The organism is Pedobacter immunditicola, from assembly GCF_037482985.1.
Taxonomy (GTDB): Bacteria; Bacteroidota; Bacteroidia; order Sphingobacteriales; family Sphingobacteriaceae; genus Pedobacter; species Pedobacter immunditicola.
The window spans coordinates 215457-240330 of the sequence record NZ_JBBHKC010000006.1 but is presented as its reverse complement, the minus strand read 5'-3'; the positions used below and the strand labels follow the sequence as shown (position 1 = coordinate 240330).

The window sequence follows — 24874 nt, the reverse complement described above, 5'->3', positions numbered from 1 at the left end:
ATTTTAGACAAGAATTAAATGATATGATAATGAACAATTCAAGTCTGGAAATAACCGAAAACGAATACTGTATTAAATTGGACAAATCAGCTTTTGACTTGTCGTTAATCCGACAGTTGATTAAAAGAATACAGGCCGAACAGCTGTTCTTTAACAGGGCTAATGATGAAGGTGATATCATTAGCAGAGGATTACACTTTTCAGAAGATCAAAATTTTGACCGGTTAAGCGATAAATAAAAAAAGCCACATGATGTGGCTTTTTTTATCTTTATTCTATTTTGATGTTATCTGTATCTGATTTGCTGCTGTTTATCAAGCATGCCTAACTGATCTTTCATTTGTTTAATCTGATCGGCTAGTAACTTATTTTTATCTGCTTTCTTAGCTTCAGTTAAATACATCTGGGCTTCTCTTTTATTCCGCTTTCCCATAGCAATACCTGCAAGGCTTAATTTAGCAAGCGCTACATTATGATCCATGTGCATTCCCAAAGCTAACGCTTTCTTAAAATACTTCTCAGATTGCATAGGTGCTTTTCTGGATTCAATCAATCCCATTAACAATTGATAGTAACCATGTTGTACCCTGATCAGTTGTTTTTCGTAATTGGTGATACGGTTTAGAAACTGTTCAGCTTTAGGCATGTTATCCTTACGTAAAAACCATTGCGCAAGCAACATGTTTTCATTAAAGAAATAGGTAACGATCACTAATATACTGAGCAATAAAACTAAAATACCCCAACCCCAAAATCCAAAAACCATTAATGTGATGGAGGCGCCAAGTATGGCAAAACCTATAATTAGACGTACGATGTTTGGCATAATTCTTCTGTAAATTTTGTACAAATATCGGCTTTAAATACGTAAGATTTGATTTATTATGATAATTTCAACAAAAAATTTACCCGCTTATTAAATATCATGCGGGATACTAATCATTAAAAAATGGAAGCATCAGATTATGTAAGCGACAAGGCAGTGGTACAGGCTTTAAGCCCATTGCTAAAGGGTAAACACATCACCATTGTTTGGGCCACCTGGTGTGGCGACAGCCGACGACATGTGCCTCAATTCACAAAGGTGTTGGAGGATGCTGGTTTTCCTGAACAAGAAATTACACTGATTGAAGTGAACCGGGATAAAAAAGCAATAGATGGGACAGTTGATCATTTAAATATTGAAAGGGTGCCTACTTTTATTATTTTCGAAGCGGATAAAGAACTGGGAAGAATTGTTGAGCACCCAGAGGAAACCCTTGAAAAAGACTTGCTGGAATTGTTAGCTAAATAAAATGGATATGACGGTAACATTGGAACCGAGTTGGTTGAAGATTTTAGAAAAAGAATTTGATAAAGAGTATATGAAGTCGCTAAAGGCTTTTTTATTGGAAGAGCGTGAAAATGGTCACACCATTTATCCTGAAAGGGCCAACATCTTCAACGCCTTCAGGCATACGCCTTTTGATAAGGTAAAGGTAGTCTTACTGGGGCAGGATCCTTATCATGGCCCAGACCAGGCTCATGGACTGTCGTTTTCCGTTCAAAAGGGAATCAAAGTTCCGCCTTCCTTAAAAAACATCTATAAAGAATTAGGCACTGATTTGGAGAATTTCACTATCCCAGCGCATGGAAACCTCACCGAATGGGCCGACAGAGGCATTTTGTTGTTAAATGCGACATTGACGGTGCGGGCAAAGGAACCAGGTTCTCACCAGGGCAAGGGTTGGGAAATCTTTACGGATACCGTAATTGCCGAGTTATCGAGGCGAAAGGAAGGCATTATCTTCCTATTATGGGGAAAATATGCCCAGAATAAATCAGTTTTAATTGATGACTCCAGGCATACCATTTTAAAAGCTGCACATCCATCCCCTTTTTCTGCCTATAACGGCTTTTTTGGATGCAGGCATTTTTCTAAAACCAATACTGTACTTGTGCAGGAGGGGCAGCTACCTATTGACTGGCAGATTTCAGATTAATACTCTAAAGGAACGATAGGTTCTTTTTTGGTGGTAGACATGATCATCATAGTCTGGAATGTTTTCAAAACAGATATTTTACTGATCTTGTCCATGATCAAACGCTCATATGCTTTAATGTCGTTCACGTAAACCTTTAAAAGAAAATCTGCTTGTCCCGTAACATGGTGACATTCGGTAATTTCTTTGATCTTGTTAACCTCGTCGAGAAAAGTCTGAATGGTATTGTTCTTATGGAAGTCCAGTTGTACCTGTATAAAAGTTTTAATACCCAGGCCCAGCTTTTCCTCGTCCACCAGCGCATGGTAGCTCTTGATGAAACCTGATAATTCTAATTTCCTAACCCGCTCTAAGGTAGGCGCCGGTGATAACCCAATCTCTTGTGATAAAAGCAAGTTGGTTATCCTTCCGTTTTCCTGTAATAGTTTAAGAATTTTATAATCTATTTTATCTATTTCCGCAGCCATGTTCTATTCTGTTTTCATTGGTATATAATTCGTTTTTCAACGGTGATGAAGCTATCATAAGCTTATTCAATTTTTTTTGTAAGTTGAAAACTTATGATGGTTTCATCAAAGATAGAACAAAAAGCATTAAACTGCCAAATTAAATTCTACAAAACACCTAAAATAATACAATAAATTTTACATACTTTTAGTTAGATTTGTCTAAACATTTATTTAGCCCCTTATAAATGGAGTCTTATACAGAAGAAAATTACCTGAAAATCATTTATCATATTTCCAGGCAGTATAGCGGTATGGTCCAGACCAATGCCATTGCAGAAAGAATGCAGACCCGGCCGGCGTCTGTGTCTGATATGGTTAAAAAACTTGCTGAAAAGCAATTGGTTAACTACATTAAATACAAAGGTGTTACGCTCACAGAAAAAGGAAAGTTGACCGCTATCAATATTGTAAGAAGGCACCGTTTATGGGAATGTTTTCTGGTGAAAATCCTGAATTTTAAATGGGATGAGATCCATGAAATTGCAGAAGAACTGGAGCATGTTAATTCCCCGAAACTAATTGAAAAGCTTGATCAATTTTTGGGTTTTCCGAAACATGATCCGCATGGAGATCCCATCCCTGACAGCGCAGGGAATTTTGAAACTAGTTCTGTTACAAAATTAAATAAACTCCAGCCAGGTGCAGAGGGACTAATTGTTGGCGTAAGCGAACATTCATCTTCCTTTCTAAAATACCTGGAAAAAACCAGTCTCACTTTAGGCACCTCCTTGCAGCTGCTTTCAGTGAACGACTTTGACGGCTCTGTGGAATTGCGCCTTGGCAAACAAAAGATCAGCATCAGCAGGGAAGTGGCCAACCATATATTAATGAAACCTGCGGTATAATGAAATAATGACCTATGAAGAATTCAGAATCCTTAAGTGAAGTAAATCAAAGTATTGAAACTCACAAACGTGTTGGCTGGAAAAGGATTTTGTCTTTTCTGGGGCCAGCTTATTTAGTGAGTGTTGGCTATATGGACCCCGGAAACTGGGCTACAGATTTAGCGGGTGGAAGTCAATTTGGTTATCAACTGCTATGGGTTTTACTGATGTCCAACCTGATTGCCCTCCTGTTGCAATCGCTTAGTTCAAGGCTGGGTATTGTAAGGGGACTGGATTTAGCGCAGGCTTCCAGAAATGGTTACCCCAGATGGGCGAACCTGCCTTTGTACCTTCTTGCACAGATCGCAATCATAGCCTGCGACCTGGCGGAGATTATTGGTGTAGCCATTGGATTGCAGTTATTATTTGGATTGCCGTTGATCTGGGGCATCTGCCTGAGTGTGCTAGACACCTTCCTATTATTATTCCTAATGAATAAAGGCATGCGAAAGCTGGAGGGTTTTATCGTTTCCATGGTTTTTATTGTCGGCGTCTCCTTCCTGGTAGAAATGTTCATTGTAGAACCTTCTTTAAAAGAAGTTGTTGCTGGTTTTGAACCAAGCATGCTTTCCGGTGACGCATTGTATATCGCTATCGGTATCATCGGTGCTACCGTGATGCCGCATAATTTATACCTGCACTCCTCACTCGTTCAAACCAGACAAATTAAAAGAGATTATGCGGGAATTAAAGAAGCCATCAAATTCAATTTTATAGATACTGCAGTCGCTTTAAACCTTGCATTTTTTGTCAATGCAGCTATATTAATTTTAGCTGCTGCCGCTTTTTATAAAAATGGTTTACATGAAGTGGCCGAAATACAGGATGCCCATAAGTTACTGGAGCATATTTTTGGTGGTGTTGCACCTACCCTCTTTGCGATTGCGCTGATTGCTGCCGGACAAAGCTCTACGGTTACAGGAACTTTAGCAGGTCAGATAATTATGGAAGGCCATTTGAATTTAAGGATACAACCTTGGCTGCGCAGGTTGATTACCCGTTTGCTAGCCATCGTACCTGCTTTTTTTACCCTACTGTATTTTGGTGAAGATGCCATTGGTGGCTTGCTAATCCTGAGCCAGGTGGTCTTAAGTCTGCAGCTCGGTTTCGCTGTAATCCCATTGATTCACTTTACCTCAGACAAAAAACAAATGAAGGAGTTTGCCATCAAAACCTGGGTGAAGGTGCTGGCCTGGTCAAGTGCACTGATTATTGTAACGCTGAACGTAAAACTGGTTACAGAAGAAATTAGCGGATGGGGAAAAGCAGCCAACCCATGGTACCTCTATACCTTGGTTTACCCAATTGCTATCCTAATCGGTTTGTTGCTCGTGTATATCATCGTTTACCCGCTGGTAACAGCCAGGAAAGAAAGAAAAACGCATGTTCCACACGGCGAAGCCTTGCTCATTGAGAATGTGGATAACATCCGTTATTTAAGGATCGGTATAACGGTAGACTTTTCCAAAAATGACAGGAATACCATTCGGCATGGGTTGATACAGGGAGGAAAAGATGCAGAATACTTCCTGATCCACATTGTAGAAACTGCCGCTGCACGCTACCTAGGTAAAACTGCCATGGATTACGAAACCCAGAGTGATACCAGTAACCTGCAGAAATACTGTGATAACCTCTTTACTTTGGGCTACCATGCCACTCCTTTGATTGGTTTTGGGGGCACAGCAGAGGCTATTGCAGAAATCAGCGATGGAAATAACCTACAACTGCTCGTGATGGGTGCCCACGGACATAAAGGATTGAAAGATTTAATTTTTGGTACGACTGTTGACTCAGTAAGACATAAAGTAAAAATACCTGTACTTGTAGTGAGGTAAACCGGCTTTTCTTTCGGATATTCGCCTGTTACCCACTAAATTTTCCGCTAAACTAGAAATGTAATAAATTTAGTGTAAAATGCCTTTTAGTCAGGTAGCAGGAATTGATGATCGCTGATAGCTTCATCACCGTTAAAAAACAATAAATACTAATGAAACCATTATCAGCTGGCTGCTTATAATAACAGATGAAAAAGCTGATGATAGCTTCATTACCGTTAAAAAACAAACAATCTAATAATGAAAAACGACGTTCAAATAAAGAATAAGCGTGCCTATTTTGATTACCACATTGTTGAGAAATTCAATGCTGGGATCGCTTTATTGGGTACTGAAATTAAAGCCATAAGGCAGGGAAAATCAAATATGTCTGATGCCTTCTGTATGTTCATTGGCAATATTCTTTATGTAAGAAATCTACATATCTCTGAATACAGCAACAGTTCCTTTTATCATCACGACATCAAGAGAGACCGCGCACTGCTGTTACATAAAAAGGAATTGAGAAAACTAAAAGCAAAAAGTGAAGAAAAAGGCTATACCATTGTTCCATTGAGAATTTACACCAATGAGCGAGGTTTTGCTAAAATTGAAATCGCACTGGCACAGGGTAAGAAAGAGTATGACAAGAGAGACAGTATCAAAGACCGGGAATCAAAACGCGAACTGGACAGGGCCATGAAGAACTAATTACCAGGCCTGGTCACCTACAAGCGGCACAAACCTGAAAGTATCCAGCTCTATTTTATCATATTCCGTTTCACTGATCCTAAATACGGTAACCATCTTTTGGCTTTTCTCATCTCCCACCGGGATGACCAGAATACCACCGATTTTCAATTGTTTTAACAATGTTTCTGGAACAAAAGGTGCTCCGGCAGTGACAATAATTTTGTTATAAGGGGCATATTCAGGAATGCCCTTCGAGCCATCGCCAAAGAAGAAATGAGCTCGATAACCCATCCCAGGTAATACCTTGATGGTATGTTTATAGATATTCTCCTGTCTTTCAATGGTATACACCTCTGCCCCAAGTTCCATCAGCACACAGGTTTGATAACCTGATCCGGTCCCGATTTCCAAAACCTTGTCGCCCTTTTTAACATGCAGCAGTTCTGTTTGATAAGCCACCGTATAAGGTTGAGATATCGTTTGCCCATCCCCAATAGGGAAAGCGATATCCCGGTAGGCCTGGTTCCAGAAAGTCTCATCAAAGAAGAAATGCCGTGGCACCTTGCCAATTGCCTCAAGCAATTTAGCATCTGAAATTCCTCTTGATTTTAAGTGTTCGACTAACTTTTTCCTTGCGCCTCTTTCGCGGTAATTATCAACAAATTTGTATGCCATTGCATTCAAAAATAACAGTTTGAAAGTATCCAGCGTAATTAAAACGCTTTAATAATTGGTATGAAGGGGTAACCTCCACAAGATCAACCCTAATAAATTTAAGAAATTTTTAATAAGGATCCACATCAAGCTGTATCGATACGCCCTTAAAAACTTTCTCTGCATAAAATGTAGTTATCTCGCTTTTAAGCAGTGCTTTCACCTTGTGAACAGCGGTATGTTTATCGGATTTGATGATGATTTGCCGGATGTAATAATTCCTGATCCTGGATACCAGTGGTTGCTCGGGTCCCAACACCCTTGAGCCTAAACGTGCCCTCAGGGTCTGCGCAAATTGTTGCGAAGCTGCATTGAGCACATCAGCATCCTTGTGTCGCATGCTTAGGAAAATCAGTCTTGAAAAGGGCGGATAGTTGAACTGACTGCGCTCATTGATCTCGTCCTGGTACATTTCAACATAGTTATTATCAACCACTTGTTTAATGATGCGGTGCTTATCGTCATATGCCTGTATACAAACTTTGCCCTGTTTTACCCTGCGGCCTGCACGCCCGGAAACTTGAGACAACAATTGATAACTTCGCTCAAAAGCACGGAAATCTGGGAAATTCAATAAGGTATCTGCGTTGATCACGCCAATTAAAGTCACATTGTCAAAATCCAGGCCTTTGGCGACCATTTGTGTACCAATTAAAATATTGGTTTTGTTATCCTGGAAATCACCAATAATCTTCTGCAGACTGTTTTTTGTACGAGTGCTGTCCACGTCAAGGCGCGCAATTTTCGCTTCCGGAAAAATCAGGCTTAATTCTTCTTCTACCCTTTCAGTGCCAAATCCTTTTTGTTCAATATGAACTGAACCACAGGCAGGACATATTTTAATGGGGTGTTCATGGTGCCCACAATAGTGACAATGTAGCTTTCCACTGCTTTTATGAAAGGTAAGGCTCACATCACAATTCACACATCTGGGTGTGAAACCACACGTGGCGCAGATCATGATGGTGGCATAACCACGGCGATTTTGAAACAGGATCACCTGCTCTTTATTGGCCAGGGATGTGGTGATATCATCTATCAATGCGCTTGAAAAGTAAGATACCATTTTCTTTCTTTTCGTTTCTTCAGCAATGCTGATGACTTGGTGGGAAGGCAATTGCACACCACCAAAACGCTCCGTTAAAGTAACAAGCCCGTATTTGTTATTTAAAGCATTATAATAGCTTTCTATAGAGGGAGTTGCAGAGCCTAAAACAATTTTTGCATGGTGCTGATAAGCGAGGTAAACCGCAGCATCTCGTGCCTGGTACCTTGGTGCGGGATCTTGTTGTTTGTAGGATGACTCATGTTCTTCATCCACTACAATGAACTTTAAATTCTCAAAGGGGAGGAAAATAGCCGATCTGGCACCCAGCACAATTTTATAGGTGCCATTGATCACTTTATTCCAGATTTCAACCCTTTCAAAATCATTAAATTTGGAGTGATAAACACCAATGGCATCACCAAAATATTTCTTAATCCGTTCTACAATCTGCGTGGTCAAAGCAATTTCCGGTAACAAGAAAAGTGCTTGCCCACCGTCTGCAATGGCTTCTTCTATTAATTTAATATAAATCTGTGTCTTTCCGGAGGCTGTGATGCCATGTAGCAAAACAACTTCTTTGCGCGTTAACTCTTCCTGAATCTGTGAATAGGCCAATAACTGCGCATCACTGAGTTTGAAATTTGTGATCAAGTCATCAGGTTCGTCATTCAGACGGCTGACAGGCATCTTTTTCAACAGGAAGATTTCTTTGTCAAGCATTGCTTTAACAGCTCCCTGTCCTGCATTGCTATAGGCCAATAGGTCCTGTTTGGATACTTCCGCAGACTTTTTTGACAGGTTGATGTAAGCCAGCAAGGCATCCATTTGCTTCGGTGCCCTATCCAGCTCTCCGAAAAGCGCTTTCAAATTACCTTCCTCTTTATAGAAAGGATTCAAAGTAAGAAAAGATTTCAGCAGGGGTTTGTATTTCTCAACTACCTCTTCTTCAATATAAACCAATTCTTTGTCGATCAACGACCTGATGATGGGGAAGACAGATTTCTGGCCCAAAAGCTTGACAATATGATCAATGGTTAAGCGCTTTTTGGAGATTAAAACCTGCAACAACAAGGTTTCGCGATCTGTTAGCTGTAGATCTTCTTGATTTTGTTGTTCATTAAATACAATGATGGTTTCACTGGCCAGCTTAAGGCCTGAAGGCAGCGCAGCAGCCATGACCTCCCCTTCATTACATACGTAGTATTCAGTCATCCAGTTCCAGAACTGCAATTGCATGGCGTTGACCACCGGAGCTTGGTCTACGACGTCAATGATATATTTGGCTTCGTAAACCTTGGGTGCCGTTGTGCTGATACTTTTAATTAATGCGGTATAGATTTTATTTTTCCCAAACTGGACAATTACCCTTTTACCAACGGCAATTTGGTCGTTTAAATGGAAAGGGATCCTGTAGAGGTAGTTTTTGGCAAGTGATAACGGTAGAATCACTTCGACAAAAAAGGTTGCCCTTTCTGAAAACTCTAAATTATCAAAGTCCTGCATGTCATCAAATTCCTGCATTATTTATGTCTTAATGCCGCAAAGAATAACAGTACCCAGCCCGCAATAAAAAACAAACCGCCTACGGGGGTAATGGGACCAAGGATATGAACAAATGAGAGGTTTAACACATCGCGGGTGGCCAACAGGTATAAGGAGCCTGAAAACAGCAGAATTCCGGCAGTAAAACAATAGTATGACCAATCAATCAGCTTGTTTCTAAATCGTGCAAAAGTGGAAAGGAACAATAAGGCAAATACATGGTAAAATTGATACTCTACCCCTTTTGCCCAAATACCTAATGCATCATTATTAACGATGCTTTTTAAACCATGGGCACCAAATGCGCCTAGTATGACAGCCAGTACACCAAAAAAAGCAGCAGTTAATATTATTCTTTTATTCATTTAAATAAATTTTTCTGTAAATGCTAAAAGTAACAAAATGAAGTCATTTTAATAGTAATACAAGTATATATAAATTAAATTTGCTGAGATCCATGAAAATAATCTACATCACCATATTTGTATTGTTAGCGGCCATGGTATCCCTGGCCTACCTTTATTTCTCTAAGTTAAAGAATGACACCAACGACAACGAAATCAGCCTTTATGCTGCTACTGCTAAGTCTGGACTGATCTTTAGCTTCCAGAGCGACAAAAGGGTCCTGGACCTGCTTAATAGTCAGGACCTCCTGCAAAGCCTGGTCCCTGAGGAGACATTGCAGTCGCTGCAATCTTTACAAAGAGAAATTCTGGCGATACCGCAAATCGGTCAGCAAACTAGTAATCAGAATATTTACCTGAGCTTTTTACCCGGTGAAAACAAAAACCTTGACTTTTTATTGAGTACACAACTCAACGAAAAGCAAGATCCAGCGGTTATCCTGAGCATATTTAAAGCGAGGGGTATTAAAATTGAAGAATTAGCCGACTTCGCTAAGATTACCTTAAAAGACAGCAGTTCTTATTACTTCGGGCAAAAGGATAATCTTTTACTGCTCTCCGGATCGTTTAAAGTTGTTGCGGAGGGTTTACATGCACCTGAAAAGAAGGATAATCAAGATTTTATTGAATACATCAAATCTAATTTCAAACTCAGTAAAAATAGTCTTGCCGTAGTTTATGTAAATTTCAATTATCTCGGTGGTCTGCAGCAATTGATAAGCCCTGAAAAGTTTAAACGTAAAAATGCTTTTGCAAATTATAGCTACAGCTTTAGTAAAGACCGGATTTTATTTAATGGCAACACTACGATTAACGACGAAACCGATTACCTCAATCTTTTCTCGACGACTAAAGCAGGAAAAATTTCAATAGATGCGATTCTGCCGGAAAACACGGCTAACTATACCATCTATGTAATGGACAACTATGCGGAATGGAGTAAAGGCCTGGCGGGATGGTTTGCCGCCAATAAGAAAATCGAACAGGTGGGGGAAACCATTAACCGCATTAAGTCAAGGTATAACTTAGATTTAAACAGTACTTTTCCTCAATACTTTAAAAATCAACTCGTCACGTTTCAATTAAAAAGCACGGAAACATTTGGCGCCATTAACCTCAGTAACGGAGATAAGCTCAGTCAACTGTTACTGGATGTAAGTAGTGAATATAATCAGGAGATAAAAATGTTGAAAGAACCAGGTCTGCTGTATGCTTATTTTGGGGAACCTTTTGAGAAATTTAACAAACCTTATTACGTGATTATTGATAACTACATGGTGTTTTCAACTTATCCGAGCAGTTTGCAGGTTTTTCTAAATAGCTATAAAAATAACCGCCAGTTGATTGAAAACAAAGCTTATACTGAAACAGCAAACCAACTAGTGGCCGAGTCAAATATTGTTTATTACATTAACCACCAGAATTCTGAGAAAATAGCCACCAGTAACCTGTACCTGCCTTATTTTAGATTATATAATACTGGAGATAAGCTCGGTAGATTTAATAACCTTATTTACCAGCTCAGCAGCGATCAGAAAAAGTTTCAAACCAATTTACTGATCAGCAAAACGCCTGACCCGGTTATTGATTCTTTGCAGGTTTCAAAGGAGGCCGCACAGGAACCAAGAACTGTTTTGCCAGATTAAAGAGATTCTTTCAAAAACCGACAGGATTCTTTAGTAGCTAGAAGTGATCCCTTGCGAGATCTAACGAGATCTAAGTGGTTATTTCTGTGCTTTTTTCTTAGGGGTGGTAAACATGAAGTCTTTGAGGTAATAGGGCTCAAAATAGGCTACGTCCTCGAATTTTCCAGCTTTGTAAGCGGCTTCTGCAAGTACGGTCATGTTCGCTGCAGAATTAAACAGCTGGTCAGAGAAGTCAGCATTTGGCCCCTGCAACACTTCATTGCATTTCAGCGCGCCATCACCTATAAAAGCAATTTTATGGTCTTGCAGGTCAGCACTAAAGGAATCACCATCGATAATTTTGGCCGTAACGGGCACGATAGGCTTCAGTTGGTGGTCAAAAAGACAAGTATATACTTCCATTCTTCTAGCATCAATCATGGGGCATACCAGGCCTGTATAATCAGGGTTTGCTTTGCGGAAACCATGAGCCATCATGGCTAAAGTATCCACAGCAATCAACGGTTTATCCGAAGCATAGCAAAGTCCTTTGGCAGTAGACACCCCTATCCGTAAACCAGTATAAGAGCCAGGCCCTTTGCTCACAGCAACTGCATCGAGGTCCTGAAAAGAAAGGGATGCTGCTTGCATCACTTCCTGAATAAATAAAGTTAAACTACTTGCATGGATGTTATGCGCTGTTTCTTCCTTAAGCGCAATGTTTTTACCATCAACCGCCAATGCTACAGAGCAGGTCTGCGTAGCGGTTTCAATTTGAAGTATCTTGGCCATTGCTGCAAATATAGCTGATTTATTTTTATGGGACAGGATCGTGGCCATGTTTGCCCCAGGGGTGGCAGCGGCCAATTCGCTTGATGGTTAACCAGCCCCCTTTAAACGGGCCATACTTCTTTATTGCTTCGACTCCGTACTGTGAACATGTAGGTGTAAACCTGCAGTTGGCACCCAGTAAGGGTGAAAGTAACAATTGATAGGTTTTGATCACCAGCAGGAACAGCCAGCTTAAGAATGATTTAATCAGCCCCATGAACAGAAAGGTTTACACAAAGTTTTTTAAAAACATTGACCATCTTTTTTTCCATAAAAGCATATTCATACTTTTGCTTTCCAATGAACTGAATAGAAAGAAGTAATACCTGATCTGAAGGCTTTAGATGCTGGTAGAGATGATCTTGTTTATGCAGGCGATAAGCTTCGCGGGTTCGCCGCTTAAGCAAATTTCGGTCTACAGCCCGCTTATAGCGTTTTTTTGGAACGTTAATCACCACTTGAACCGGAACTGCAGTGGCTTCAGGGACAAAAAGGTAGGAGATGCGAAAAGGATACAATAAAAAAGAAGAACCGTTTTTGAACAGCAAGTCCAGAAACTTTCTGCTGCATAACCGTTCTTCTTTAATAAATGTTTTCATGTTTTTGATTGCAATTTTTTGCAGACTTTTGATCTGCTAACACTTAGGGTGTTGCAATCAAAATTATGCTTTGTGACGACGTTCGTCAGAAACTGATAATTTTCTTCTTCCTTTTGCACGACGAGAAGCTAATACTCTTCTACCGTTTGCTGTAGCCATTCTTTCGCGGAAGCCGTGTTTGTTTCTTCTCTTTCTTTGCGAAGGTTGGAATGTTCTTTTCATAACTGTATGATATCTTAACTATATATTTTTTAAATAAGAGGTGCAAATATAGCGTGATTATTTTTTAAATGCAAGTACATTCATCAAGGATGGTACAATTAATATTTTCTAGATCCCTAATGACGCTTTAAGCTTTAAATAACCCGTTTTACTCACTGGCAACCAGATGTCTGTTTTTAAAAGAACGATATAACTATCTTTTTCTTTAAGTTCAATTCTGGATACTTGCGACAAATTTATGATATAAGAACGATGAATACGAATGAATTGAGAAGAATCCAGCGTTTTCTCAAAAAAGCTCATGGTTTTGTTCTTATAAAAAACGCCTTCCATCGTGCTTAATTTCACTACATCATCATCAGCCTCAATATAATGGATGTCCATCACGTTAAGTATTTTGATGACACCATTCTTTTTTACAACCACCCTGTTGTGTTGTGCAGGACTTAAAGCGGCCGTATCAAGCAACGCTGCAGGGAGCGCATCACCTTTATTCACCTTACTCAAAAGCTTTTGCATGGCCATATCAAAACGTTCTCTTTCAATAGGTTTCAGCAGGTAGTCCACCGCGTTCACTTCGAAGGCCTTAATAGCGTATTCATCAAAAGCAGTGGTAAAGATCACTCCCGGAGGGCTGTCTATTAATTCGAGCATTTCAAAACCACTGATTTTCGGCATCTGAATATCTAGAAAAATAAAATCAGGTTTGAATTGGCTGATGGCTTTTAAGCCTTCAAATCCATCACTGCATTCTGCCACAACAACGATATTAGGATAACTCTGCAAATAGAATTTCACGATGTCTCTTGCCAGGGATTCATCATCAATTAGTATCGTTTTTATCATAGTGTTGTGGTATTTTAAGCTGTGTTACAAATATATTGGGTTCTTCTGTAAAAGTCTGCAGTAAACTGTGGTCGGCAAATAATAAGTATAGTCTTCGTTTTATGGCACTTAAACCAAAACCAGTACCGCCCGAGGCTTTCATTTCCGGGTCAAAGGGGTTCTTCACCGTGATCACCAGTAATTGTTGCTCCATGGTCACCCGAATTGCGATGGTGATAGCTGCAGAAGTGTTGTAAAGTCCAAATTTAATGGCGTTTTCTACAATGGGCTGAAGGAGTGTCCCCGGTAAGGTGAAAGGCAGGGTTTCGGTTGCTATTTGTACATCGAGCGTTAAGCGATGACTAAACCTGACCTTTTCTATATCCAGGTAGAGTTGAATGTATTCCATTTCTTCAGCAACACTCACCCACACTTCATCATCTCTTTTAAGCGTACCCCTCAGAAAGGAAGCTAGTTTGGTGATCATCGCTCCAGCTTCTTTGGGATTAACAATGGTTAAGGCATAGACAGAATTGAGGCTGTTGAACAGAAAATGGGGTTGCAACTGATGCCTTAATTTATTTAATTCAGCCTCTTTAGCCAGGTTTTGTGCTGCAAACAGCCTTTCTTTCATTTCTGATTGTTCTTCCAGTCGGTACCATAATATATTCACTATTGCCCACCAAGCCATAAAAATGAACAAGACAATGAACCGGAATGGCAAAGTAAGCTGGAGAAAACTATCATATTTCGACTCTTTGATGATTAATTTTAACAGGAAACCACTGGAAAAAGTGACAAATAAGGTTAAGATGAGCGTAATAATAAAAACATACAATACAGGTTCATTTTTAGGCTGATAATAACCTAAAAGGTTACTAAAAACGATGCAACAAATGGCCAGCAGCAAATTGGTGATGCCGCTGTCAGCTAATGAAACCATCCATGTAAAATTTAACAGGTAATAATACAGCAGCACAAAAGCTGCCATATAAGCAAGGAATGCACCCAAAGCAATTCTTTGAATTCTGGGGACGGATAATGGTCTGGTGATCACAAGCTCGATTTGTTAATAGTTTTTAATATCTACTCCTCCAAACAAGGCTAAACCTTTTATGACTAATATTTTCCTCGGCCCTTCTCCGAATGGGGGCACTGCCCTTTTATCATCTATACCGCCAAAAATTGCTGCTGCTTCGGATTTTATCTCCCAATTAGGCGGAACAATAATTTTAATACCGCCAAAAATAGCAACTACTTCCAGCGTAATAATGTCCTTGAAGTCAGAATGACTAAGATTAAGTTCGCAGCCTCCAAAAATAGCAACCACGTCGCCCCCCTGCAGGTTTTTAGAGTAGATCTTTTGATGGGCACCGCCAAATACATTTACAGAATCGATGATATCACTTTGATCAGTAGCTGGAATTTCTTCGGTTGGGTTTAACGTAAGCGGACCTTCAGCGGATGTTTCACCCTGATGCTTTAAATTCCATTTTTTCAAGGGATCTGCTTTGGGCTTCAAGATCAGGTAAAGACCTAAGGCAATGAAAATCAAGGCAAAGTAATACCTACTGAAATCAAAATCGCCAATATCCTCAATGGTAAAATACGCGCCCACCAACACAAATATCAACCAGGCAGCGCCTTTAAAATTACGTTTAAAACCTATGTAAAGTCCTATCGCGATCAGGAGCGTGTGCCAGCTAATCACCCAGTCAGGAATGTCTATGCCGAAATTTTGCAAAAAGAATGTAATACCAATCGCTAAAAGGATCAGGCCGCCCCAAAGACGATTTGAATTACCGCTATTTATACTTGTAGATTTCATGATTTTTATTTTTATCAAAGGTATAGATGCCTATTGGTTATTTAAATCCCTAAGGCTTGTATACCAGCAAAACAGCGGTGAAAGGCTTATTTTAAGCGGTGAATATTTCCTGTAAAATAAAGGAGGCAACAATACCTGTTAGCCTCCTTACTGAAACTGATCCATCATCAGATCAAAACGATGCGTACTATTTTGTTCTCAATAAATCCCTGATTTCAGTAAGCAATATTTGTTCTTTGGTTGCAATAGAAACTTCAGCTGGCGCGGCTTCCTGCTTTCTTTTCATTTTATTGATGGCTTTCACCATTAGAAATATGATAAATGCCAGGATAACGAAATTGATGACCTCTGTAACAAAGTTACCCCAGGCAAAAACCGGCCCAATCTTTCTGGCATCTTCCAGAGAAGCAGTGGGATTGCCCGCTACAAAGTTCCGTACCTCTTGGCTTAAGGGAATGTAAAAATTAGTAAAGCCCTTATCGCCAATCAATAAACTAATCGGAGGCATAATCAAATCGTTAACCATGGAGGTAACAATTCTACCGAATGCACTGCCAATGATTACACCCACAGCAAGGTCAATCACATTTCCTTTAACTGCAAACTCTTTAAATTCCTTAACAAATCCCATAGATTCTTTTCTTTAATAGCCATTTAAAATACATTAAATAAAAATAAACCTTTTTATGTATATCCACACTTTTTTTTAAAGAAAACATTCATTATCTTACAATATTACACTAAGTAGTTAGTTTATATCTAAACGAAATGCTTAATTTTGAAACGGGTTTAATGCCATTTCTAGACATGCTAAAACAACATTTACAACAAAAATTACTACAAAAATTATCACCGCAGCAAATCCAGTTTATCAAGTTGCTACAGGTGCCTACGATGTCATTAGACACACGCATCAAAGAGGAACTGGAAGAAAACCCTGCACTGGAAGATCCCAGTTTAATGATCGCAGAAGAACCTAAAAATGAGTATGATGATAGTCCGGATGATTTTGATCCGGCTGCAAAAGAGGAAAATACAGATGAGTTTAATGTAGATGACTATTTACAGGATGACAATGTAAACGACTACAGTACTTCTTATAATAATAATGATGACGATGAGGAGAAAAAAGAGACTCCTATTGCCATAGAAAGCACTTTCTTTGAAAGTTTGCAAGAACAATTAGATCTGGTTCCCTTATCAGACCAGGACTTCATTATAGGAAAACAAATTATAGGGAGCTTAGATGATGATGGTTATTTAAGACGGCCAATTACTTCCATGATTGATGACCTTGCCTTTTCTCAAAACGTAATGGTTGAAGAGGAGGATGTGATTGAAATGCTCAAAATTATTCAAGGCTTCGACCCTGCTGGAATTGCTGCAAGGGATTTACAGGAATGTTTAACATTGCAGTTGAAACGTAAGGAACAAACGCCGCTTATCGTTAAAGCAATCCAGGTGGTTGAAAATTATCTGGATGAATTTACCCGCAAGCATTACGATAAACTTGAAAAATCCCTTAATCTTAACAGTGAGGAACTCAAAGATATTATTAATGAAATACTGCGTTTAAATCCTAAACCCGGAGATTCCAACCAGGTGACCACCAAACAAATGCAGGTCATCCCTGATTTCCATGTTTCTAATAATGACGGTGTCTTAATCCTCACCTTAAACTCTAAAAATGCACCAGAATTAAGGGTAAGCCGTTCTTATATCGACATGTTTGAGCATTATGACAAAGCCGCGCTTAAAGATAAAAAACTAAAAGAGGCGGTTCAGTTTGTAAAACAGAAACTTGATTCAGCGAAATGGTTTATTGATGCCATTAAACAGCGTCAGCAAACTTTGCTTAAAACCATGAACGCCATTATGCAATATCAGTATGAATATTTGCTTACCGGCGATGAGCGAAAAATGCGGCCAATGATTCTAAAAGATATTGCTGACAAAATAGACATGGATATATCTACAGTTTCCAGGGTAGCTAATTCAAAATACGTACAAACAGAATTTGGCACTTTTCTTTTGAAGTCTTTTTTCTCAGAAGCGATTCAAACAGAAAGCGGAGAAGAAGTTTCCAATAAGGAAGTGAAGAAAATATTAGAAGACTGCATTGGCAGAGAAGACAAAAAGAAGCCCTTGGCTGATGAAAAGCTAACAGAAATACTAAAAGAGCAAGGTTATAATATTGCCCGCAGAACGGTAGCTAAATACAGGGAACAAATGAATATTCCTGTCGCAAGATTAAGAAAGGAATTGTAAATAAATTCAGCAGGCTGTATTCTTATACAGCCTGCTTAGTTTTAAGATAACAGGTTTTGTCTTAACAAAAACTCAAGTTGCTGATTTGCAATTAGCAACTTCTCTGTCAGCTCCCGGTTTTCTTTCCGGAGGGTATAAATCTCAAAAGCTTTCTCGATGTTAATCCTCAAGTCCTCTTCCATCCATGGCTTTTGAATATAGCGATATACCTGGCCTTTATTAATGGCATCGATAACCGCATTTATATCCGCGTAACCTGTCAGTAAAATTCTGATGGGATCAGGATAATCCGGTATAATGGATTCAAGGAACTCGATTCCGGTGGTAACAGGCATCCTTTGATCGGTAATGATCACATGAATGTTCTCTGTTTCTATAATTCTTCGGCCTTCCAGGGCAGAGTCTGCAGTAAATATGTTAAACAACCGCCTAAAGCCGGCTTTGAAGGAGTTCAGGTTATGAACTTCATCATCTACATACAATACATTAATTTGTGAATCCTGGTTCATTTTAACTAATAATAATTTCCGATAAAGGTATTGCTTTTTATAAGTTTTTAAACATGTGCTGACGCAAAAAATAACCGACAATATCCAATAATTTATTTGATCGCATCAACTTCCACTAAAATACCTGATATTCAGCATTTAACGAAATGGTACTCCGTTAACAAAAATAAAATAAGCTTCTTCATTCTTTATCATGGTAAAAAACTATAATTTTATTCGAAATTTTTGCGGTGCTAAATCTTTTTTTTGTAAAGCCAAAACACCTGATATTCTGATAAAATAAAATGTATTTAAGTAACGAATTTAATAAGTTGATCGAAGAATTCATTTCTGAAACGCAGTTATATAAAGATAACTATTCGCCTGTTTTCTACCGCACTAAACATGCTGAAGATCAAGCCAAGTTATTTGAATTGTTACAGAAAAAGCCGTTCATCCAGGTTTTTGATACCTTGTCAAACCAGCTGAAAGATTTGGTTAAGGGACTAAACCCTACCAAGATATTCGGGGCGAGCGAGCTGGAAACGGCCATCGTAACTCATTTAAATGGTGTGGACCCCTATCACTACGGCGTATGGGTTTATTATCCATGGCTTGAAAAGGTGGTACATATTTTAGATGAAGAAGATTTTATTTTTGTGCGAACCAACCGTAATAAGCATAAAATCACTCAGGAAGAACAGGACCTGCTGGTGCAAAAGAAGATCGGCATAATTGGTTTATCCGTCGGGCAGTCTGTTTCCCTCACCCTTGCTATTGAACGAGGCTGTGGAGAATTACGCATTGCAGATTTCGATGTACTGGATCTGACTAACCTAAACCGCATCCGTTCAGGGGTCCATAATATAGATTTACAAAAGACCGTTATTGTAGCCCGTGAAATTGCAGAAATCGATCCTTTTCTGAAAGTTACTTGCTTTCACTCCGGTATTACCGAAGATAACATTGAGGCATTTTTAACTGAGAATGGTAAACTCGACTTATTGATAGATGAATGCGATGGTATAGATATTAAAATACTTTGCCGCATGAAAGCCAAGGCCCACCAGATACCAGTATTGATGGAAGCCAGTGACCGTGGAACAATTGATATTGAACGTTTTGACCTCGAGCCCGAACGCCCTATATTACATGGAAACATTGAACACCTTGATATTTCAAAAGTTAAATATTTAAAAACAAATGAAGAAAAGGTGCCTTATATTTTGCCAATCGCAGGCGTAGAAACCTTGTCGACACGCATGAAGGCATCCATGCTCGAAATACAGCAAACCATCACTTCCTGGCCACAACTCGCCAGTGCAGTAACTTATGGAGGTGGCATCACGGCCGACTTATCGCGCAGGATACTTCTTGACGAGTTACATGTTTCCGGTAGATTCTTTGTTGACATCGAAGAACTGATTGCCGACCCGAAAAAGGAATCAGATCATATCGTGCCGCCAGTAATTGAAAAAGGAATCAGCTTTGACGAAATTGCTGCTGCTGTAGTGAAAACAAACTATTCAAAAATAAGTGCAGCCGCAGTTTTATCTGAAGAACAGTTAGCTGAACTAATGACTACCGCACAAAGATCGTCCTCCGCAGGAAATAATCAGCCTTGGAAATGGTATCTTGACCAAGGTTCACTGTTCTTGTTCCATGACACCGAGCGTTCCTTTTCATTTGCAAATCAGGAAAACAGTGTAGCACTTCTGGCCTTCGGCGTAACATTGGAAGCTTTAAGATTGAAAGCACAGACACTCAACCTGATCCTGCATGAACAAACATTCCCTGACCCGGAAATCCCGACATTGATTGCTATCCTTCAATTTAGTCAGGCCACAGGATCGGAAGTAAAAGATCCTTTAGCAGCATTTACAGGCATCAGGCATACCAGCAGGAATATTCCGAAAGTTAAAAAAGCCATTCCTAAAAATGAGCTGATCAAATTACAGCAAGCCACAACAGCTATTGAAGGTGCTAAATTTTACTACCTCCAAGACGAGGAGGATATCAGCAAAATTGCCCAGATTATGGGTGAGGCTGATAAATTGCGCCTCTATACCCCTACCGGACACCATGAATTGTTTAACATGGAACTTCGCTGGACGAGGGAGCAAAGCATTGCTACAGGAGATGGTTTAGATTTAGAATCTTTTGAACTTACCCCCGGTGAGGCCGTAGGTATGCGTATCGCTAAAGATCCAAAAGTATTAAACCTCATTAAAAAATGGAAAAAAGGTAAAGGACTGGAGCGCTTATCTTATAAATCAGGTTTAGCTGCTTCGGCAATCGGCTTGATCACCATGCCGGGATATACTGCTCATGACTTTATTGAAGGAGGAAAAGCGGCAGAACGCATGTGGATCACCGCGAATTTAAATCATCTATCTTTACACCCTATGACAGCAAGTATATTACACTTTAATGTATTAAAATATGGCAAGGGCCTAGACACTGAGCCTTATTTAAAGGAAAAGTTCGAGCAATTAAATGCTGTATTTAATGACTGCTTTTCAGCGGTAAATGTAGATGAGGTCCCTGTATTTTTATGCAGGTTATTTTATGCAGAGCAGCAGCAGACTAACCCCTCTGAACGCCTGTCAATTGATCAAATATTTAAGTCCAATAATAATTAGATGGTACGGTTCAGGGCATTTAAAGCTACCGATGATGAGGCATCTTGCCTTAAGTTCATTGACGGCCACAGAAAAGTTTTAGAAATTTTCGGCATTACCATGATTACTTCTGCGAAGCATGAATGGGTAACTCACGAAAATACTTATGTAATTATTGTGGAATCTTTGGAAGATGGTCGGGCACTTGGTGGTGCGCGTATCCAAATTGCTGATGATTTATTGCCCCTCCCTATTGAGGATGCAATTGGCAAGCTTGATGTAAACATCTTCAAGCAATTGGAGGAAAGAAAGAAGTTAAAAACAGGTGAGCTTTGCGGACTTTGGAATTCCAAGGAAATTGCAGGTTTTGGTGTTGGGAGTATTTTTCTAATCAGAGCAGCAGTGGCCCTGGCTTATTCGCTCAACTTACATAGCCTGTTTGCATTATGTGCACCTGCAACAGTGCGGGGAGGAAAAAAAACCGGCTTTGACATTAACATTCAACTGGGCAACAACGGCCAGTTTTACTACCCTAAGCTGGATTTAATTGCCACGGCGGTTATTGTAGATAACCTCAGAACCCTGGAAAAGGCAGACCCTCCTATCCGCGAATTGGTATTTGATTTAATTGACAATCCTAACCAGGTAAGAAAAGAAAGCAGCCCCCGAGGCGATATAGAAATAACCTATGAATTAAAAGTATCTAACCTCGTTAGCTTGTGAAATTAATAAAACGCTTTCTTTTAATCACCATCTTTTTCGCTGCTTATTTTACGAATGCGAACGCCCAGGTAGAAGTTAACCTAAAGGACAAAAAACAACAGAACATTAGCAATAAGGTATTCATTTATGAAGATCTAACCGGTAAAATGTCTTTAGCCGCAATTATTGCTAAGAACGATTTTGAGGCTAATAAAGAAAAAGTCGCCAATGTAGGCCTTACTGATTCAAAAGTGTGGATAAAGCTCCAGCTTTTGAAGCCAAAGTCGAAAGAGGATGCCTACCTGGAAATTAAAAACCCCACATTTGATGAGGTTATACTTTACTCACCCACAGATAGTGGCTATATTCGAAAATTTTCCGGGCAGGGTACAGCACTTTACAAACGCGATGTACAGCACCAAAATGTGATCTTTAAGTTGCCTCCAGCGGCAACAGATACCGTTACTTACTATTTGAGAATAAATTCCGCTAATCCGATGACGCTACCTGTATACATCGGCGGTTTAGCAGCTACTGTTGACTCCATTGAGCTTGGAAATGTAGTTTTTAGTTTATATTTGGGGCTGATCTTAACGATGTTTGTTTATAACATCTTTATCTATTTCACGGTCCGGGACCAGAGTTATTTTTTTTATGTCATCTATATCCTCAGTGTCGGCTTTACTCAAACTTCATTAAAGGGTTATTCATTTTTGTTTTTCTGGGGCGACAATGTTTGGTTAAATAACCAAGGAATTGTTTTTTCCATTGTTTTTGTGGGAATTACCTCCATCCTTTTCACCAAAGAATTTTTGCATGTCAAACATTTTTTAAAAGGGTTCTCACCAATTCTGAATGCCGTCATCATTTGTTATGTCATCGGCCTATTGATCAGTATCTGCGGGTACCCTATGGAGGCACAAATGATGCTCCAGGTTTTAACGATCATTGCCTCATTGCTGGTCGTTACCACAGGTTTCCTTGTTTACCGTAAAAACTACCGTCCTGCATTGTATTTTACCATCTCATGGTCTTGCTTCCTTTTAGGCGTATTTATTTTTATTTTAAAAGATGTAGGGGTATTGCCGCCGACATTTATCATCAATAATGCCATTTTAATAGGCTCAGGTCTGGAAGCCGTATTATTGTCATTTGCCCTGGCAGATAAAATCAATATTTTCAAAAAAGAAAAAGAAGATTCGCAGGCCGAAGCTTTAAGCATCTCGAAAGAAAATGAACGGCTTGTACGGGAGCAGAATGTGCTGCTGGAAATCAAAGTTAAAGAACGTACTGAAGCTTTGGAAGCCGCTAACGAAACACTGAACAGTGCCTTAATCAATTTAAAGGAAACACAGTCACAATTGGTCGATGCAGAAAAAATGGCTGGTTTAGGACAACTGACGGCAGGCATTGCACATGAGATCAACAATCCTATCAATTTTGTGACCTCTAACATTAAACCCCTGGAGCTTGATATCAACGAACTTAACGAAGTGATCACCATGTATGAAAACGTGGATCGCAATGGGGATATGGAGCAACAATTAAGTGCAATAGAGGCCTTCAAAAGACGTATTGATATCAACTTTGTGCGTGAAGAGATTAAATCCCTGCTTGCGGGAATTGGCGATGGTGCCCGAAGAACCGCTGAAATCATCAGAAGCCTAAAAAACTTCAGCCGCCTGGATGAAAGCGACACCAAACCTGTAGATCTAAATGAAGGTTTAAACTCTACCCTGGTACTGATCAGAAGCACCTTCCCTTCTCACCTGAAGGTAATTAAGGATTATGAGAACATTCCTGAAGTAGAATGCTTACCCGGTAAGATGAACCAGGTATTTATGAACTTGATTACCAATGCGGTACAAGCTATAAAATCTAAACCTCAACCTAATGAAGAGGAGTTTTTAACGGTTAAAACTTGGCAGGAAGATCACCATGTAAAAATCAGCATCAAAGACTCCGGCACGGGCATGCCTGAAGATGTGAAGCAAAAGATCTTTGAGCCTTTCTTTACCACAAAAGATGTAGGTGAAGGTACCGGCCTGGGCTTGTCTATTGTATTCAGAATTATAGAAAATCACCAGGGAACTATTGATGTTTTAACAAATTTAAATGAGGGTACAGAATTTATTATTACCTTGCCTATAAACACAAATTAACCCCTTAATATGAATGCTGCAACGGTAAAAATTCTTTACATCGATGATGAAGAACATAATTTACATGCATTTAAAGCCGGATTCAGGAGACAGTATGAAATATATACTGCAATCTCTGCTGTTGAAGGCTTAAAAATTCTGGAAAATATTGCCGTACATGTAATCATTGCAGATCAAAGAATGCCTGGAATAACAGGCGTCGAATTTTTCCGGAGTATAGTTGATACTTATCCTGACCCTACCAGGATACTGCTCACCGGTTATACAGACATTGAGGCCCTTGCAGATGCCATTAACGATGGTCATATTTATCGCTACATCACCAAACCATGGAATGAACTTGAGCTCCATAACAGCATAAAAAATGCATATGATGCTTACAAGGGAAAAATCGACCTGCGTAAGAAGGTCGCCGAACTTGAAAAGACCAATGATGAGTTGAATCGCTTTATTTATAGCATTTCACATGAATTAAGGGCACCCCTGGTTTCTGTTATCGGTATCGTTAACCTGGTGAAGATGGAAGATTTATTTCATTCCAGCGGTGAGTACTGGGGGTTGATTGAAACCTGCTCTAACAAACTTGACTATTACATCCAAAAAACACTTCAATATTATAAAAATAATAAAACTGCAACCGACCAGACCGCTGTAAATTTCTCGGAACTTATAGCAGAGCTCATCACCTTATACGCTTATACCGATAAGGATACGAATTTCACCGTTGACATTGATCAGCCGACGGCTTTTATAGGCGATGCCTTTAGAATAGAAGTTATTTTAGGCAACCTCATTTCTAACGCAATCAATTATCAAAAGGTTAACGAACCAGACAAAAGAGTGGCCATCAAAGTAGTAGTTAATACGGAAGTGGCTGAAATTCTTGTGCAGGATAATGGAATTGGAATCCTTGATGAACATCTTGAAAAAATATTTGCCCAATTTTTCAAAGGAAAAAATCACCATGGAAGTGGATTAGGTTTATTTATTGTGAAGGAAGCCCTCACAAAAATTGAAGGAAAAATATCTGTAAGTTCAAATAATTTAGAGGGCACCACATTTAAAATTATCATACCAAATGCTCAGCCGGACCACCAAGCTTAATAAAAT

Annotated in this window: 26 protein-coding genes; 12 read left to right on the top strand and 14 right to left on the bottom strand. The window is 39.4% G+C overall.

What is annotated here, in order from left to right:
* Positions 1 to 29 precede the first annotated feature (29 nt).
* Complete coding sequence (locus tag WG905_RS12555; RefSeq protein ID WP_339592073.1) at positions 30 to 239, top strand: hypothetical protein; 210 nt, start codon at positions 30 to 32, stop codon at positions 237 to 239.
* A gap of 47 nt (positions 240 to 286) precedes the next feature.
* On the opposite strand, the gene WG905_RS12550 is transcribed toward WG905_RS12555, so the two are convergent.
* Positions 287 to 826, bottom strand: a complete 540-nt coding sequence (locus WG905_RS12550) for a DUF2892 domain-containing protein (RefSeq protein WP_339592072.1) — start codon at positions 824 to 826, stop codon at positions 287 to 289.
* A 123-nt stretch (positions 827 to 949) separates the two neighbouring features.
* On the opposite strand from WG905_RS12550, the gene WG905_RS12545 reads away from it, so the two are divergent.
* Together WG905_RS12545 and ung are read left to right on the top strand one after the other, a co-directional pair.
* A complete protein-coding gene (locus tag WG905_RS12545; RefSeq protein WP_339592071.1) occupies positions 950 to 1294 on the top strand; it encodes a thioredoxin family protein in 345 nt (114 codons plus the stop codon).
* A 7-nt stretch (positions 1295 to 1301) separates the two neighbouring features.
* Positions 1302 to 1982: a uracil-DNA glycosylase gene (gene ung, locus WG905_RS12540; protein WP_339592070.1), complete on the top strand. Its 681-nt coding sequence runs from the start codon at positions 1302 to 1304 to the stop codon at positions 1980 to 1982.
* Here the strand turns inward: ung and WG905_RS12535 are convergent.
* The gene (locus WG905_RS12535) at positions 1979 to 2449 is read right to left on the bottom strand and encodes an Lrp/AsnC family transcriptional regulator (protein ID WP_339592069.1); all 471 of its coding nucleotides are present in this window, start codon (positions 2447 to 2449) and stop codon (positions 1979 to 1981) included. The genes ung and WG905_RS12535 overlap by 4 nt on opposite strands.
* Before the next feature lie 227 nt (positions 2450 to 2676).
* Between WG905_RS12535 and WG905_RS12530 the strand changes: the two genes are divergently transcribed.
* From WG905_RS12530 to smpB, 3 genes are all read left to right on the top strand, one after another.
* Entirely contained in the window at positions 2677 to 3336 is a 660-nt protein-coding gene (locus tag WG905_RS12530) for a metal-dependent transcriptional regulator (RefSeq protein WP_339592068.1), read from the top strand.
* A gap of 14 nt (positions 3337 to 3350) precedes the next feature.
* Positions 3351 to 5213, top strand: coding sequence for an Nramp family divalent metal transporter (locus WG905_RS12525; protein WP_339592067.1), 1863 nt, complete (start codon positions 3351 to 3353; stop codon positions 5211 to 5213).
* Between the two features lie 240 nt (positions 5214 to 5453).
* The gene (gene smpB / locus WG905_RS12520) at positions 5454 to 5903 is read left to right on the top strand and encodes an SsrA-binding protein SmpB (RefSeq protein WP_339592066.1); all 450 of its coding nucleotides are present in this window, start codon (positions 5454 to 5456) and stop codon (positions 5901 to 5903) included.
* On the opposite strand, the gene WG905_RS12515 is transcribed toward smpB, so the two are convergent.
* The 3 genes from WG905_RS12515 to WG905_RS12505 all read right to left on the bottom strand — a co-directional run bounded on the left by WG905_RS12515 (position 5904) and on the right by WG905_RS12505 (position 9554).
* Positions 5904 to 6560, bottom strand: a complete 657-nt coding sequence (locus WG905_RS12515; RefSeq protein ID WP_339592065.1) for a protein-L-isoaspartate(D-aspartate) O-methyltransferase — start codon at positions 6558 to 6560, stop codon at positions 5904 to 5906.
* A 109-nt stretch (positions 6561 to 6669) separates the two neighbouring features.
* Positions 6670 to 9168 carry a replication restart helicase PriA gene (gene priA / locus WG905_RS12510; protein ID WP_339592064.1) on the bottom strand — a complete coding sequence of 833 codons (2499 nt, stop codon included), beginning with the start codon at positions 9166 to 9168 and terminating at the stop codon, positions 6670 to 6672.
* Positions 9168 to 9554, bottom strand: coding sequence for a DUF423 domain-containing protein (locus tag WG905_RS12505; protein WP_339592063.1), 387 nt, complete (start codon positions 9552 to 9554; stop codon positions 9168 to 9170). The genes priA and WG905_RS12505 overlap by 1 nt, the downstream gene beginning before the upstream one ends.
* A gap of 92 nt (positions 9555 to 9646) precedes the next feature.
* Here WG905_RS12505 and WG905_RS12500 point away from each other — a divergent pair, with 92 nt between their 5' ends.
* The gene (locus WG905_RS12500) at positions 9647 to 11239 is read left to right on the top strand and encodes a hypothetical protein (RefSeq protein ID WP_339592062.1); all 1593 of its coding nucleotides are present in this window, start codon (positions 9647 to 9649) and stop codon (positions 11237 to 11239) included.
* A 78-nt stretch (positions 11240 to 11317) separates the two neighbouring features.
* On the opposite strand, the gene tsaB is transcribed toward WG905_RS12500, so the two are convergent.
* The 8 genes from tsaB to mscL all read right to left on the bottom strand — a co-directional run bounded on the left by tsaB (position 11318) and on the right by mscL (position 16154).
* Positions 11318 to 12010: a tRNA (adenosine(37)-N6)-threonylcarbamoyltransferase complex dimerization subunit type 1 TsaB gene (gene tsaB / locus WG905_RS12495; protein ID WP_339592061.1), complete on the bottom strand. Its 693-nt coding sequence runs from the start codon at positions 12008 to 12010 to the stop codon at positions 11318 to 11320.
* A 25-nt stretch (positions 12011 to 12035) separates the two neighbouring features.
* Positions 12036 to 12266 (bottom strand): membrane protein insertion efficiency factor YidD, encoded by a 231-nt coding sequence (gene yidD, locus WG905_RS12490; protein WP_339592060.1) that lies wholly within the window; start codon positions 12264 to 12266, stop codon positions 12036 to 12038.
* Positions 12253 to 12648, bottom strand: a complete 396-nt coding sequence (locus WG905_RS12485) for a ribonuclease P protein component (protein ID WP_339592059.1) — start codon at positions 12646 to 12648, stop codon at positions 12253 to 12255. Before WG905_RS12485 ends, yidD begins: the two co-directional genes overlap by 14 nt.
* A gap of 63 nt (positions 12649 to 12711) precedes the next feature.
* A complete protein-coding gene (gene rpmH / locus WG905_RS12480) occupies positions 12712 to 12870 on the bottom strand; it encodes a 50S ribosomal protein L34 (RefSeq protein ID WP_083251894.1) in 159 nt (52 codons plus the stop codon).
* Positions 12871 to 12978: 108 nt separating this feature from the next.
* The gene (locus tag WG905_RS12475) at positions 12979 to 13716 is read right to left on the bottom strand and encodes a LytR/AlgR family response regulator transcription factor (protein ID WP_339592058.1); all 738 of its coding nucleotides are present in this window, start codon (positions 13714 to 13716) and stop codon (positions 12979 to 12981) included.
* Positions 13694 to 14638, bottom strand: a complete 945-nt coding sequence (locus WG905_RS12470; RefSeq protein ID WP_339592057.1) for a sensor histidine kinase — start codon at positions 14636 to 14638, stop codon at positions 13694 to 13696. Before WG905_RS12470 ends, WG905_RS12475 begins: the two co-directional genes overlap by 23 nt.
* Before the next feature lie 126 nt (positions 14639 to 14764).
* Positions 14765 to 15523, bottom strand: coding sequence for a LiaF transmembrane domain-containing protein (locus WG905_RS12465; RefSeq protein WP_339592056.1), 759 nt, complete (start codon positions 15521 to 15523; stop codon positions 14765 to 14767).
* 187 nt (positions 15524 to 15710) lie between these two features.
* Positions 15711 to 16154 carry a large conductance mechanosensitive channel protein MscL gene (mscL, locus tag WG905_RS12460; RefSeq protein WP_339592055.1) on the bottom strand — a complete coding sequence of 148 codons (444 nt, stop codon included), beginning with the start codon at positions 16152 to 16154 and terminating at the stop codon, positions 15711 to 15713.
* Positions 16155 to 16330: 176 nt separating this feature from the next.
* Here mscL and rpoN point away from each other — a divergent pair, with 176 nt between their 5' ends.
* Complete coding sequence (rpoN, locus tag WG905_RS12455) at positions 16331 to 17791, top strand: RNA polymerase factor sigma-54 (protein ID WP_339592213.1); 1461 nt, start codon at positions 16331 to 16333, stop codon at positions 17789 to 17791.
* Positions 17792 to 17832: 41 nt separating this feature from the next.
* Here the strand turns inward: rpoN and WG905_RS12450 are convergent, their stop codons facing one another.
* The gene (locus WG905_RS12450; protein WP_339592054.1) at positions 17833 to 18300 is read right to left on the bottom strand and encodes a response regulator; all 468 of its coding nucleotides are present in this window, start codon (positions 18298 to 18300) and stop codon (positions 17833 to 17835) included.
* Between the two features lie 284 nt (positions 18301 to 18584).
* Between WG905_RS12450 and WG905_RS12445 the strand changes: the two genes are divergently transcribed.
* From WG905_RS12445 to WG905_RS12430, 4 genes are read left to right on the top strand one after another with little or no spacing between them, the layout of a single operon-like run.
* Entirely contained in the window at positions 18585 to 20921 is a 2337-nt protein-coding gene (locus WG905_RS12445) for an Rv1355c family protein (protein ID WP_339592053.1), read from the top strand.
* On the top strand, positions 20922 to 21623 hold the full coding sequence (locus WG905_RS12440) for a hypothetical protein (RefSeq protein WP_339592052.1): 702 nt from the start codon (positions 20922 to 20924) through the stop codon (positions 21621 to 21623).
* Positions 21620 to 23764 (top strand): sensor histidine kinase, encoded by a 2145-nt coding sequence (locus WG905_RS12435; protein ID WP_339592051.1) that lies wholly within the window; start codon positions 21620 to 21622, stop codon positions 23762 to 23764. The genes WG905_RS12440 and WG905_RS12435 overlap by 4 nt, the downstream gene beginning before the upstream one ends.
* A 9-nt stretch (positions 23765 to 23773) precedes the next feature.
* Positions 23774 to 24868, top strand: coding sequence for an ATP-binding protein (locus WG905_RS12430; RefSeq protein ID WP_339592050.1), 1095 nt, complete (start codon positions 23774 to 23776; stop codon positions 24866 to 24868).
* The last annotated feature ends 6 nt before the right edge of the window (positions 24869 to 24874 follow it).